Annotated in this window: 15 protein-coding genes and 3 pseudogenes; 17 read left to right on the top strand and 1 reads right to left on the bottom strand. The window is 35.3% G+C overall.

What is annotated here, in order from left to right; genetic code table 11:
- The first annotated feature begins 50 nt into the window (after nt 1-50).
- The 15 genes and pseudogenes from CWR45_RS10275 to CWR45_RS10200 all read left to right on the top strand — a co-directional run bounded on the left by CWR45_RS10275 (nt 51) and on the right by CWR45_RS10200 (nt 10,343).
- Nucleotides 51-410, top strand: coding sequence for a YciI family protein (locus CWR45_RS10275; protein ID WP_115749777.1), 360 nt, complete (start codon nt 51-53; stop codon nt 408-410).
- A 997-nt stretch (nt 411-1,407) separates the two neighbouring features.
- Nucleotides 1,408-2,319 carry a polysaccharide deacetylase family protein gene (locus CWR45_RS10265; RefSeq protein WP_115749776.1) on the top strand — a complete coding sequence of 304 codons (912 nt, stop codon included), beginning with the start codon at nt 1,408-1,410 and terminating at the stop codon, nt 2,317-2,319.
- 30 nt (nt 2,320-2,349) lie between these two features.
- Nucleotides 2,350-2,985, top strand: a complete 636-nt coding sequence (locus CWR45_RS10260) for a YkyA family protein (RefSeq protein ID WP_115749775.1) — start codon at nt 2,350-2,352, stop codon at nt 2,983-2,985.
- 62 nt (nt 2,986-3,047) lie between these two features.
- Nucleotides 3,048-3,713, top strand: a complete 666-nt coding sequence (locus tag CWR45_RS10255) for a hypothetical protein (protein WP_115749774.1) — start codon at nt 3,048-3,050, stop codon at nt 3,711-3,713.
- Nucleotides 3,714-4,299: 586 nt separating this feature from the next.
- Entirely contained in the window at nt 4,300-4,788 is a 489-nt protein-coding gene (locus CWR45_RS10250) for a GNAT family N-acetyltransferase (protein ID WP_115749773.1), read from the top strand.
- A 38-nt stretch (nt 4,789-4,826) separates the two neighbouring features.
- Nucleotides 4,827-5,312, top strand: a pseudogene (locus tag CWR45_RS10245) (IS1595 family transposase); the annotation flags it as partial.
- A gap of 306 nt (nt 5,313-5,618) precedes the next feature.
- On the top strand, nt 5,619-5,873 hold the full coding sequence (locus CWR45_RS10240) for a hypothetical protein (RefSeq protein WP_147294834.1): 255 nt from the start codon (nt 5,619-5,621) through the stop codon (nt 5,871-5,873).
- A 109-nt stretch (nt 5,874-5,982) separates the two neighbouring features.
- Nucleotides 5,983-6,126 (top strand): annotated as a pseudogene (locus CWR45_RS10235) (DUF2651 family protein); the annotation flags it as partial.
- A 231-nt stretch (nt 6,127-6,357) separates the two neighbouring features.
- Nucleotides 6,358-6,597 (top strand): helix-turn-helix transcriptional regulator, encoded by a 240-nt coding sequence (locus CWR45_RS10230; protein WP_115749771.1) that lies wholly within the window; start codon nt 6,358-6,360, stop codon nt 6,595-6,597.
- Nucleotides 6,587-6,937 carry a DUF2178 domain-containing protein gene (locus tag CWR45_RS10225; RefSeq protein WP_115749770.1) on the top strand — a complete coding sequence of 117 codons (351 nt, stop codon included), beginning with the start codon at nt 6,587-6,589 and terminating at the stop codon, nt 6,935-6,937. Before CWR45_RS10230 ends, CWR45_RS10225 begins: the two co-directional genes overlap by 11 nt.
- Nucleotides 6,938-6,983: 46 nt before the next feature.
- Entirely contained in the window at nt 6,984-7,853 is an 870-nt protein-coding gene (locus CWR45_RS10220; protein WP_245975403.1) for an ABC transporter ATP-binding protein, read from the top strand.
- On the top strand, nt 7,837-8,562 hold the full coding sequence (locus tag CWR45_RS10215; protein WP_115749769.1) for an ABC transporter permease: 726 nt from the start codon (nt 7,837-7,839) through the stop codon (nt 8,560-8,562). The genes CWR45_RS10220 and CWR45_RS10215 overlap by 17 nt, the downstream gene beginning before the upstream one ends.
- Nucleotides 8,563-8,594: 32 nt before the next feature.
- Complete coding sequence (locus CWR45_RS10210) at nt 8,595-8,795, top strand: hypothetical protein (protein WP_115749768.1); 201 nt, start codon at nt 8,595-8,597, stop codon at nt 8,793-8,795.
- A 201-nt stretch (nt 8,796-8,996) separates the two neighbouring features.
- Nucleotides 8,997-9,806: a prolipoprotein diacylglyceryl transferase gene (lgt, locus tag CWR45_RS10205; protein WP_115749767.1), complete on the top strand. Its 810-nt coding sequence runs from the start codon at nt 8,997-8,999 to the stop codon at nt 9,804-9,806.
- Between the two features lie 153 nt (nt 9,807-9,959).
- Nucleotides 9,960-10,343 carry a TraB/GumN family protein gene (locus CWR45_RS10200; RefSeq protein WP_245975402.1) on the top strand — a complete coding sequence of 128 codons (384 nt, stop codon included), beginning with the start codon at nt 9,960-9,962 and terminating at the stop codon, nt 10,341-10,343.
- A gap of 118 nt (nt 10,344-10,461) precedes the next feature.
- On the opposite strand, the pseudogene CWR45_RS10195 reads toward CWR45_RS10200, so the two are convergent.
- Nucleotides 10,462-11,684: pseudogene (locus CWR45_RS10195) on the bottom strand (IS110 family RNA-guided transposase).
- Nucleotides 11,685-12,126: 442 nt separating this feature from the next.
- Here CWR45_RS10195 and CWR45_RS10190 point away from each other — a divergent pair.
- Together CWR45_RS10190 and CWR45_RS10185 are read left to right on the top strand one after the other, a co-directional pair.
- On the top strand, nt 12,127-12,345 hold the full coding sequence (locus CWR45_RS10190; RefSeq protein WP_115749766.1) for a helix-turn-helix transcriptional regulator: 219 nt from the start codon (nt 12,127-12,129) through the stop codon (nt 12,343-12,345).
- 2 nt (nt 12,346-12,347) lie between these two features.
- Nucleotides 12,348-12,554 carry a hypothetical protein gene (locus CWR45_RS10185; protein WP_115749765.1) on the top strand — a complete coding sequence of 69 codons (207 nt, stop codon included), beginning with the start codon at nt 12,348-12,350 and terminating at the stop codon, nt 12,552-12,554.
- Nucleotides 12,555-12,713: the final 159 nt, after the last annotated feature.

Raw genomic sequence — 12,713 nt, 5'->3', positions numbered from 1 at the left:
TGCAATACTTCAAGAAGAAAATTAAATATTAAAATAAGGGAGAAATGTCTATGCGATACTTGATATTGTTAACTCCATCAATAAATTGGAAAGATGGTGTAGTCTTACATAATCAACCGTTCATGCCCGAACATGCTGTTTATGTTCAAACTGAATATAATAGAGGAAATATAGTTTTAGCTGGACCTTTTGGTGGTTCAACTGGAGGAGCCATAGTTATTGATGCAGAAAAGGAAGAAGATGTCATTAAATTTGCTGAAAATGACCCTACTGTTAAAAATGGTATCTTCAGTTATGAAATAAAACAATGGGATTACAAAATGAGCAAATTTGAAAACGAAAATCCGAATTTTGACCAGGGGTATATTGATTATAAACATAAGATTCAAAAAGAATTAGGGATTATCTAAGAACATTCTTTTTCAAGTAACGGGTGCAAGAGTTTAACAGGCGATCATCAAATTGATCGTCCTTTTCATTAGTGAATTTTTTGAACAGAATGCGCATACCTGGTCCATCCTTCAATACGTTTAAAGGGTTAATTCTGAAACTCTTAGTCTTTTCCTGTAGTTTTTTCTCCATACTATAAAAGTTAGTATCTGACGAAACGGGATAGAACAGCGGGCAAATATTCCGGTGGTTTCCACCATTAATCCAATAGGTTTATCCTCTCAAAAATCAGTAAAAAATCGGACAGAATCCATAAGGGTTCAGTTTTTTTCTATGAGTTGTCCAACATTCCCTCAATTCCTTGTCCAATAAGGCTTCAATCGTCCCTCCTCCGATTTTTCCCTATCCAATCCAGTGGTTATTCTTACTAGTTATTTAGTGACTTCGGACAGCTGCAATATAACGGATTCTAATTTATCTAATTTACGTTCGAAACTAATAGACTGATATAGAGTTATAGCTATAGGGAAAACTAAAGGTACCTATTACAGATATCCATGCAATGAATTCATCCTGCACCATAAAAATGCAACTCCCTCTCTACATCTCGTGCGAAGATGCTTAAAGATAAACAACCATTGGAGAGTATTTTATCTCGATGGAGTTATTGAAACCTAAAAAGTTTTGAACTAAAGATAATACCAGAAATTATATTTTAATTATTATGTAAATGTGCTAAGGTAAATACTGGAATATTTTAGAAGGATTTAAAATGAAGGGGAAATGCATAATGCAAAAGATGAACTATTTAGTTTTGGTATGTCTAATAGTATGAACATCAATAATTTCAACCGATTGCAGGGGTGCGAAAAAAATAATGTCACACAGGGATACTGTTGAAAAGGAACATGAATTAGTCTACTAATCTAAGAGTTTATTTTTGTTCAGTATGCAAATTTTGTTGGAATATGTTTTTATATTTAATGACATATTCATATAGCAGTGGGAGGAGAGTGCGTGCATAGGCGGAGGAGGTTAAATACTAGGGGGAAAATTGCGGTATCTATCTTGTTGTTCATTTTGATTTTACTGATAACTTGGTTGTTCGGAGGGGATAAAAAAGGAGCAGCAAAGGAGTCAGAAAACATTATTGGAAATTCACTAGATATGTTATCTTTTTCCTCGGAACCTGTAGAAGCGTTCGCAGATTCTACATTAAGTCAATCGATTGTAGAGAAGGAAAACGAAAAGAAAGAAGTTTCCCGACAAAAGGAATATAAAAAACAGAACCAATTAGACCAGCTAGATAAGGCAATTTATCTAACATTTGATGATGGTCCATCAAGAGATACAAATCAGTTGTTGGATATTCTAGATGATTATGATATGACTGCTACTTTTTTTATGATGGGTCCAAAAATGAAGGAAAACCCTACTGTAGTTAAGCGAACATATCATAAAGGCCATGGATTAGCCCTTCATGGAATAACACATGAGGTGTCCAATATATATAGTAGTCCGTATGCTCCTTCAGAGGAGATGGTAGAAGGGCAGGAAATATTGGAAAGTATAACAGGGGTAAAATCTAATATTGTTCGTTTACCTTATGGGACTTTCCCTTATTTAACAGAAAGTATGCGATATGTATTATCTCAAAATGAATTTAACACTTGGGATTGGAATGTAGATAGTATGGATTGGGATTTAAAGGATGATAGGTATGTTCAACATACTATACAGGAACTCAAAAGAACAGAAGAAGTAGGGGAAACCCCTATTGTCCTTCTACATGATAAAAAAGAGACAATAGAATATTTACCCGAATTACTGTCTTATATTAAGAAACAAGGTTATAAGGCGAAAGTATTAACCAATGATATGACCCCATTAACATTTCCTTGTGCGGGTCAATGTCGTCAGATTAACTAATACCAGTTTAGCTGTAGGAGGTAACTATGGTTGAAACGATTACTAGCATTTGCGGTTGTTGTAAGTATCATTTTTCTTCTAACAGGCTGTCCTACTAATGAAAAGCGAGCTGCCAAAATACAAGAAAAGATAGAGGAATCTGCAACATTTGAGAATGATTTTGTAGATAATCAAACGAAACTATACGAAGTTAGGGGAAAAGCACAGCAAGTTTATGATGATTTGATTGATCTTAGTATTAATGATGCGGACATGATTAGCCAAAAACTAGATGAGGCCGCTACATATAAGGAAGAACAAGAAAAATTATTAAAACAATCAGAAGAAAATTTCCAAAAGGCATATGATAAGTTCTCGAAAATTGAGAAGAATGCCCAAAAGATTAAAGACGAAAATCAAAAAGATGTAGCATTAGAACTAATAACGCTTATGAATAATCGAAAAGAATTAATAGACACCTTTTTTGAAAAATATCGTGATTATTTAGAGCTGCAGAGTACATTTTATGGATATATTGAAAAGGAAGAATATAGATTTGATAGTCTGGATAAACAGATTAAGGATGTAAATGAAAGCAGTAAGGAAATAGGAGAGGTAATCCAACAATTTAATGTATATACCGAGCAATATTCGAATAAAAGGGATGACTATTACCAAATGAATTAGATAGGAGCATAATACTCGGAACTATAATTAGTTTTACAATAATGAAAGGAATGGTTTGACGAATGAAAAAGCTAACAAAGATTCTATATTTTATGGTTGCATTATTTATACTAGCAGGATGCGGTAGTAATACAAACGAAGAATCCACAACTGATTCTTCAGAAAGCAGTTCTGTTTTAGAATCAACCGAAGAGGGTACAACCAAAGAGGATGATAGTACATCAACAAGTGAATTAGAGGGATCAGACATTGATGATGCAAATGACATCTCTTCAGAAGGATCTGTTAATATTGATTCGGATAGTGCCTCATCTGAAAATAGTGACTTAAATGTAGGCGGTAAAGAAGATAAAGAAATACCGTCGCAGCATTCTACTGAACCTGATAATACATCAACTAAAAATCAGTCAAAACCCGATAACACATCTCAAAGTACAGATGACTCTTCTACTGATAGTACAGTGACATCCGATAATAGCGGTGAAAATGATTCATATATTAAAAGCGGAGAAGAAGCTGTCCAATATTTAAAACAGAAACTACCAGAGGGAGAGGACGAAGATATTTCATTTGGTGTAGATGAAACTCTCAGAACGGATGATAACGGTTCATATTATACGATACAACTGGTCGACATACCTTTGCGTATATCTGGGAAAACTGGAAACTTAGGTTACTACAAAGTTTATCAAGATGGCACTTATAAGGTTGATGACCTGAATCAGTAATCAAATACTTAGTCCAAAAGAGCTTAGTTACCAAGCTCTTTTTACTTATATTTATTTATTATGGTTTTGATATTTATTTAGACTTATTCCAGTTGTAAAAACCACTATTTGTTTTGGGGCCCCATAACAGTTAACTACTATCCCCCTGTAACTGCCTCGGTTCCCATGGAACTTTGTTCTTTCCTACTGTAACTAAGTTGATATCTGAGCGGGAAGGAATCGGAATGGAAGAGCGGGCGAAACGCTATGTACTCGGATGGTTTTTCAATCATTGTCCAATAGGTTTTTACCAATCAAAAACCAATACAAATTCAGGCCGGATTCAATATCAGGGTTCAACCTTTTTCTTTATCAATACCCCCTTGATCAATAGTAGGTCTAGGCGGTGTCCTATCCCTTTCCCGTTTCCTTCCTAAATGTATCAATCCGAAGGATTTCCAATCGTCTTGTCCGGTGCTTTTTCAATAGTATTTCAGTCTCTTTTCTCATGTTTTTCTCTTTTTTCTTTTTCCATTCCGGTACCAACTTAATTACAATGGCATAATATTCTATACAATCCAGAGCGGAAAAAGAGGGGCATTGTACGATGACTGTTAAACTTCAAGAAGTTTTGGAATCAGAAAAATCTATCTTGCGTAACTTTTTCTCATTGTATCTTCACGAGCTTTCGAATTTTACCACGAATTTGGATATTGCAGAAGATGGTGTTTTTCATTTTGAGGAATTGGATAAATTCTGGGAAGTAGATGGATTATCGCCCTATTTTATAATGTTGGATGATAAAATTATCGGTTTTATATTACTATTAGAACGTCCATTCTTGAAAAAAAGCAATGATTATGGAATAAATGACTTGTTCATACTTAATAAGTACAAAGGTAAAGGATTGGCTGTGCAGGCTGTAAGAAAATTATTTGAAGATAAACCAGGGCAATATTTTGTAATGCAAGTTGTTGAAAATAAGCGTGCGGTTGCATTTTGGAAAAAAGTTTATAATGGATTAAATATTGAAACTCAAGAAAGACAAGACCTAATTGATGATGAGCTATTTCTAATTCAAACATTTAAGGTTTAATTTAGCTAAAGGGTGCGATAGTCCAAGGATGAACTGCTTCCCAATTTCGGGGCATCAGTAAGGAACAAGTCTGTGTGTTAATTGCAAGGGACCGTCAAAAACTGACTTATTCCAAAGTGATTGGGCAAGGACGTATTGTAAAATCTCGTTTAGAGAAAGCAATCGGCTCCAAGCTATCCAAATCGAATACCTTATGTACGGACGCTTGGCGGGCTTTCAAAACCTATGCAAGAGATAAAGGACAAGAGCACTATCCGTTCAAATCGGATGGGAAGGAACGTGTAAAAGGGCTTTACCATATCCAAAATGTTAATAACTATCATAGTCGAGTGAAAGGTTGGGTGGACCGTTTTAATGGTGTGGCAACAAAATACCTCGACCATTATTTGAGTTGGTTTCATTTCCTGGACATAATCAGATTCCGAAATGATTCTACAACAGTAAGCAAAATGGTTATTGATAGTTGCTTGTTATCCACCAATGCTAGTTATGAGAGATTAAGATTATCGGCATTTAAGTTATAGTGGTACATTTTTACTTGAACTACGATGTGTTTAGTTAAACAATAGATGATTATAATACCAACAAAAAGTCTAAATTTATGGAGGGGAATATGGGTTTAGAACACAAATTTTACCTTGTTTCTGAAACGATTGAAATAAATGAAATTTGGACGCTCAGAGAAAACAACAGGGTGATTGATAATGTTGTAATTCACGATGATATTGTCCAATACATTTCAGACTCATTAGAATGGATACCAAGTAAAAACCCTGCGAAAAAAGGGAATCCAAATGGTCAAGGCATTAATTATTATGGAGTCACTCTTTTTGATGAACAATCTTCCAAATCAATCTTCCAAATCATTAAAAGGTATTTCTACATCTTGGAGAGATTTATTTGAGAATGCACCAAATACCTTTGAAATAACAGGAAATTTTGTTTATGGAGATAACGAACAAGATGGAGAATACGAAAGAATTAATATCAATCGTGATGAAGTGGTTAATCAGCTTGGAAAGATTATTTCTATGTCAGAACATTTAGCAAAAGGTAATTGTTATCTTTACCATTTGGGCATATAAAGTGTTTTACAATACTCTTCAATAATATAAACCAAGGACCAAATCTAAGGTCCTTGATTTATATTCCATTATCAACAACAGTATTATTTAACAGAGCCTATTTAAAAAATGGTTTGTGATACCGTTATTGACATTCATAGTTTTTACTATCCTAACTTTTACTAATTTCAATGAATCATTTTTTATTTGGGTAGTAGTTTATACAATAATCTCTGTTGTTGTTACTTTGATTATGAAGTTCAATAAAAAATGAATATTATCACCCGACTACACAACCGTTTTTTTCACCACCAAAAACCATAAATTACACCAGATCGATATGTGAACCTGACGGAATCATGAATTTCGTCAGGTTCTTTCTGTATTCTGGCTCTTGTTAAATCAAAGTAATTTAGGTAAATGTAAAGGTACTTTATATTTTTGTATAAGTTTACTTTACTTTTGTGAATAATGAGTTTATAATTTGATTCAAGAGGTGATGGTCATGAAGAAAGATTTTGGTGATTCGATATCAAATAAGGTTTATGAATATCGTGTACTTGCCAGAATGTCGCAACAAGAATTAGCAGAGAAAGTCGGGGTTTCCAAACAAACCATCTTCGTAATGGAAAAAGGTAATTATGTTCCAACTCTGCTGTTAGCTTTTAGAATTGCGGAATTTTTTAATGTTGATGTAAACGATATTTTTACTTATGAGAAAGGAAATGATCAAAATGATAACTAAGTTTTTCTCAGATATCCATAACGCAATTTTTGACCCTTTAAAGTCCTGGGCTGAACAATCTACGGGAAATTGGAGTATTCTCATTGTAGTTGGTTTTTTACTGGTTATGGGTAGTGCGATTTTTGCCCTTGTAATGCATAAGATGGTTGGGCCAGACGACGAACGGACAAAAATAATCTCTTTGAAAAGCAGTTACTATGTGTTGGGGGTAATTATTCTATGTGACATGATTTTTCCTAAAGAATATATGTGGAACATCTTTTTCTTGTTTAAGTATGGACTGGCATTTTTAGCTGGTGGGATTTACCTAGCCGTACAATATAAAAAGGATTTTTCATAAAGAAATGTCGGGGAGCGAGACTCAACCAAGGGTGGAGGATTAGACAGTGCTGATAAATATGCTAACAAAGCGATATGGAAATTCAATAGTTTTAAAAGATCTCTCTTTAGATTTCAACCAAGGAGAAATCGTTGGTCTGATTGGGAGGAACGGCGCAGGCAAAAGTACCCTGATGAAGATTATAACGCAAACCATTCAAACCTACGAAGGATCAGTTGCAGACAATCATCAGGTAGGGTACTTGATCGAGGAACCAAAGCTATTCAGTAATAAGGCGGGATTATTCCACTTAACTTATTTTTCAGGAATTTACGGCAACACCTTTAAACTCAGTGAATACGAGAGGCTCTTACGGAACCTGCAATTATTTGATGTGTTGAATAAAAAGGTGAAGGAATATTCTTTAGGAATGCGGCAGAAGTTAGGAATCGTCATTAGCCTACTAAATAATCCAAGCTACATTGTATTAGATGAACCTACTAACGGAATGGATGTAGAAACGTCTCTTGAGGTTTTGCAGGAATTGAGAAGAATGGCTGATGAACGGAATGTAGGTATTTTGATTTCTAGCCATAAACTAGAGGATATTGAAGCTATATGCAATCGAGTTTTATTCTTAGGAGATGGCACGATTGCCGGTGAACAGCACTTTGACAAAAATGAGCAACGAACTCTCACGCTAATCTTTGATAATTCGGTTGATTTAGCTACATTCGCTTCGAAGCAACACTTTGGGAGGGTAGTCCATTCGGGTGACAAAGATATTCAGATTGAAACAGTTGCGAAAAACGCTGAGATTTTCGAAATGGTAAATCGACTAGGAGTCCGATTAATTGATTTCACTGCGGAGAAGAAAACCCTGCGTAGTGTTTATATGAACAAATTCAGAGGTGAATATCATGACACTCAGTATTAACAAATATGTGATTTACAACCTGAAAGAACTGCTTAAAAATGGTTATCTGGTCGTTGGTTTGTTGGGTGCTTGTGTACCCGCAATCATAATGACTTACTATATCCTTAATGAGTCAACGCCCTTTAATATCAAACATATATCAAGTTTTTATTGTATGCTGGGGATGCTGGCAGCGGTCTTATTGCCGCTTTTCTTTATCAATAGAGACTATTCGACTAAAACGATTTCTTTGATCAATAACTCAGTGCAGAATAGAAGAAACTATGTTTTCGCTAATGGTATCATCGCTCTTTCGGTGAGTTTACTTTATACGATGACAGGTATCGTACTACTTCTGGTCACGAAAGCACTTGGTGTTTCTGGTGACTTAAAGCTCTCTTTCTTGGCTGGATTTTCTGTGAATGTCTTTCTCCTGGTAATGACCTATTTCTTATTTGGGTATCTTCTATTCTTATATGGCGTTCGTAGTGGTGCAGTTTATGGAATCTTAACAGCCATATTGTTGTTTTTTCCAAACGCCTTGTTTAAAATCCAAGGGATAATCCATAACGAGTTTCTTTTTGAGTTGATTGAGAACTTTCCCGGGTATTTCTATCCAGCCAAGGTCGGATCAAATCCGCTTTCTCCTCTACAATATTCTATTGGCTGCCTGACACTAATCGTTTTGTTTGTGGTTGTCCTTAAAAAAAGCGAAAAAATCGAAGTATAGGAATCGTTTACTTGTTCTGAGGAGGAATTCGAATGATTGATTACAAAAAAATTCTCCAAATGCACTTTGATCATACTTCTCAACGTACGATTGAATCATCACTTGGACATTCGAGACATACGATAAACGATGTCATAAAGCGATCTCAAGCAAAAGGGATTACGGAACTTACTGAGGAAATGGACAATGAATGGTTGTTCGGGTTGCTTTTATCCGGAAGGATAAACCTTTGAGAGAGGGAATTATCCTGTTTATTGGAGATTGATGATTTACCATTTTAAGAAGCCACCAATCACCGTATATGACGTTTCGGGATAATAAAGTCGTTTAAATCATAATATAGTTGTTTAAAAAATAATAAAGTCATTTAAAATTAAAATGTCGATTATGCTATTCAACAAACGGGCCATTTTATAGAATGGAGTGAGATTTAGATGTATAAAAACTTATTTAATATCTTTGGGTATACCATTCAGAGCCATGCGGTAATATCAGTTATTGCTATCTTTTTAGGCTTTGGAGTAGCTCTAACATTAACGAGAAAAACAATTTATTACGATCATATTTATAAATTTATCTATTGGGCTGTAATCGGCGCCATTATTGGTGCAAGGGTATGGCATGTTTTCGTATTCCAATGGCCTTATTACATGCAACATCCGGGTCAGATTATTGCAATCTGGCAAGGGGGGATTTCAGTATTGGGAGCAATTGTTGGCGGAGCTGTTGCTCTTATTATTTATTGCTTTAAGCATCGCTTGGATTTTCTAGATCTTGCTGACTACCTGTCGCCAGCAATGATGCTGGGTATGGGAATTGGACGTATTGCGTGTTTTTTTGCGGGTGATGCTTTTGGTAAGCCAACTGGTAGTGAGTTCGGTATAACCTATCCCAAAGGCACTATTGCTTACAATACATATGGAGATCAACCACTTTGGCCGGCTATTTCTTGGGAGATACAGGCTGACTTCGTTGTCTTTGCGATATTATTGTATTTGTTTGGTAAAAAGCTACCCAAGGGAACGCTTTTCTTTGTTTATCTAATTTTGTATGGCGCTGTCCGTTTTTCCCTCGAATTCTTCAGGGGAGATTCCGACCGGTTTGCTCTCCACTTAACAGGGGGGCAATGGACGTCACTTGGCTTTATTATTATTGGTTTGGTGTTAGGCATTTTTGTAAGCGTTAAAAGACTAAAAAAACCGGAGCATAAAGCATTGATAGGAGATTTTCAAACAGAAAAATAAACGTTTTTGAAATCTTCCAGAATCGGGTGCAATTCAGGTGCGAAACGTTTCTATCACAAATTAAGAATGGTCGCACATTACTCTGGTAAAAGATAGACAATTCCGTATGGAATTGAAGGGTTTATAAAATCAGAGAATATGAGGGATATATAAATGATTATTTTAAAAAAGAGTTCTTTATTAATTGTAGCAATTTCTCTATTTTTTTTCTTATCTGGATGCGGGACTGGTGAAACAGTTGATGAAGCAGATCAATACATATCAACCATTGAACAAATCGATATTCCAGATGATATAAAGGTGATCGGATTGGGTGAGGCAACACATGGGAATATTGAATTTCAAGAGTTGAAAAAAGACGTTTTTGAAGTATTGGTAAAAAATGAAAATGTCCGTGTTTTTGTCTTAGAAGGTGATTTTGGAGGCGGACAGCAAATTAATCAATTCATTTTAAATGGAACTGGTACTGCAGAAGAGGCAGTAAACACCCTTGATTATAGTGTTTATAAAACGGAACAAATGATTGATCTACGATGAAAATTAAATTCTAAAATATTGATAAAAAGGCAACACTAAATAAGACGCAGCTCATTCATTTTTTTTTAAAAGGGGAGAGCGCCAGATTCCAAAATCTATTGAAATTAGATGGGACAGTTTAAGACGCTTCTGGTTCAACAATTGAAACTGTATATCCTAGACTTTCCAGTCTTCGAAGTGAATGCCGAACAATTGATTGTTGTTTTTGTTTTTCAAAGTGATCTTCACCTAAGTCTACGTAAATTTCTTTACGGGTTAGTAAATAATAATTGATACGTAGAATGGCGTGTGCAACTACGATTCCTGCACGCTTTTTACCTTTTTGTGCTGCAGTTCGCCGATAAAGTGCACCCAGATAGTTTTTAGATCCTCTTACAGAATGGGCTGCTTCAATTAAAGCTGATTTTAAGTATTTGTTTCCATTTTTAGTTTTTGAAGATTTCCGTTTTCCAGCGCTTTCGTTGTTTCCAGGAACTAATCCCGCCCAAGAGCACATTTGAGATGCGCTAGGAAATTGGTTCTCAATATCTGTTCCAAGTTCTGCAAGCATTTGTTCAGCGATTCTTGTCGCAATGCCTGGAATGGAATCTAAACGCTCTACATCTTCTTGATAGATACTCACCCTATTGGCGACCTCTTGATCTAACATATCGATTTGTTCTGTTAGGAAGTCAATATGGGTTAAAATAGTCTTAATCATCAGTCGTTGATGATCACTAATATAACCTTGAAGTGCGAGTTTAAGTTTGTCCTTTTTCTTTTTCATAGTTCGTCTCGCAAAGTTTGCTAGTTTTTCAGGATCATTTTCGCCATCGGCGATTTCACGAAGCATATCACGAGCTGAAACTCCCATAATATCGGAAACAACAGAGCCAAGCTTTATATTTGCTCCTTCTAAAACTTTTTGAATCCGATTATGTTGTCTAGCGCGCTCTTCAATGATACTTCGACGATAACGAACAAGTTCACGCAACTCTCGTTGGTTTCTGTCTGGGATGAAACTAGCTCTGAGTAATCCTGGCGAAGTAGTTTGGCAATCCATTCGGCATCTTTCACATCGGTTTTTCGTCCAGGTACAGATTTAATATGTTCGGCATTCACAACTAGAAACTCAATGTCTTCTGCTTCTAGTAAGTTGACAATAGGTTTCCAGTAGACACTTGTACTTTCCATTGCCACATGGGTACATCTATGCTTCTTAACCCAGTCAACCAACTGAATTAGAAATAACGTTTTAGTTTAAAATGTTTCAATCTCCTTTCCTTCTGGAGTGATGATACATGCAGTAATGTTGTCTTTGTGGACATCCATACCACAGGCTCTTTCAATGATTACATCCATTGAAAACATTCTTTCTACGGCATAAATTATTAGAGGCTGGTGCAACAACCAGAAAAGGATTAATCTACCATGAGTGCTTCCCGTAAGGGAGCGACAGTCTGTGATGCACCGTGGTCGAAGGAGTCAGACTAACTGAAGGGCTCTAATGCACCATAGTTGATCGACCTTCCTCATCCAGCGGTAGAATCAGTATAGCCAAACTAAATTCATTTTCATTCTCTGTGGTGTAGCGCTGGTCTTGCGCTACATGTATGACTAACTGGTGCGATTGTTAAACAAGAAATTTTAGATTATTGAACTATAGGGGCAGGATGGTGATAAAGAGACTTAAATCTATCACATCCTTTTTTTGTAAATTTAGTTGTAAAGCAAACTCGACATTTAGTAAAGTGTATTTTACTATAAGTAAAGAATCTTTTACTAAGGAGGTATGTAATTTAGAGTGGACCAGGATAAAGCACTATCTAATAGAATTGCGGTTTTGAGAGCTGAACACAAAATGACGCAGAAAGAATTAGCCGAAAAATCGGGGGTTAGCAGACAGACGATAATCTCAATAGAAAAAAACAGGTACACCCCATCTTTAACTTTGGCTTTTGACATAGCAAATGTTTTTGGTGTAGGTATAGAAAAAGTATTTCAATATAAGGAGGAAAAATAGAAGTGTTGTTTATAATAACGGTAATTTTAATAGTAATAAGTTTAGGTGTTTATATAGGTTTTGTTTCAAATCAAGGAAAAGATGAACGTGGACAGGCGATTATTGCTAAATCAAGTCAAATAGCTTTTATACTTATACTTTTAGGGTTTGTGTTTCAAGGATTTTATTATCAATTTACAAATCCAATGTTGATAAAGTTAAAACAATGATTTATGTTTGGATGGCACTTGTATTTTGTGGTAATAGTCTTAGTATTATGGTGTTACAGAAAAAAATGTAATATGAATGTTTTATTGTACTAACTGGTGCAAGAGTATAACAAGGTGATTATCAAATTGAACTTTTTTAATAATAAATTTTGGGATATT

Origin of the sequence: Oceanobacillus chungangensis (genome assembly GCF_003369565.1) — a bacterium.
Taxonomy (GTDB): Bacteria; Bacillota; Bacilli; order Bacillales; family Amphibacillaceae; genus Oceanobacillus; species Oceanobacillus chungangensis.
Note: the sequence above shows the minus strand (reverse complement) of the source record. Positions and strands in the feature narration are given on the sequence as shown.

Bases quoted from the DNA above. Each gene is read 5' to 3' on its own strand.
- CWR45_RS10275 (WP_115749777.1), top strand. From the start codon at position 51: ATGCGATACTTGATATTGTTAACTCCATCAATAAATTGGAAAGATGGT.
- CWR45_RS10255 (WP_115749774.1), top strand. From the start codon at position 3,048: ATGAAAAAGCTAACAAAGATTCTATATTTTATGGTTGCATTATTTATA.
- CWR45_RS10250 (WP_115749773.1), top strand. From the start codon at position 4,300: ATGACTGTTAAACTTCAAGAAGTTTTGGAATCAGAAAAATCTATCTTG.
- CWR45_RS10230 (WP_115749771.1), top strand. From the start codon at position 6,358: ATGAAGAAAGATTTTGGTGATTCGATATCAAATAAGGTTTATGAATAT.
- CWR45_RS10225 (WP_115749770.1), top strand. From the start codon at position 6,587: ATGATAACTAAGTTTTTCTCAGATATCCATAACGCAATTTTTGACCCT.
- CWR45_RS10215 (WP_115749769.1), top strand. From the start codon at position 7,837: ATGACACTCAGTATTAACAAATATGTGATTTACAACCTGAAAGAACTG.
- CWR45_RS10210 (WP_115749768.1), top strand. From the start codon at position 8,595: ATGATTGATTACAAAAAAATTCTCCAAATGCACTTTGATCATACTTCT.
- lgt (WP_115749767.1), top strand. From the start codon at position 8,997: ATGTATAAAAACTTATTTAATATCTTTGGGTATACCATTCAGAGCCAT.
- CWR45_RS10200 (WP_245975402.1), top strand. From the start codon at position 9,960: ATGATTATTTTAAAAAAGAGTTCTTTATTAATTGTAGCAATTTCTCTA.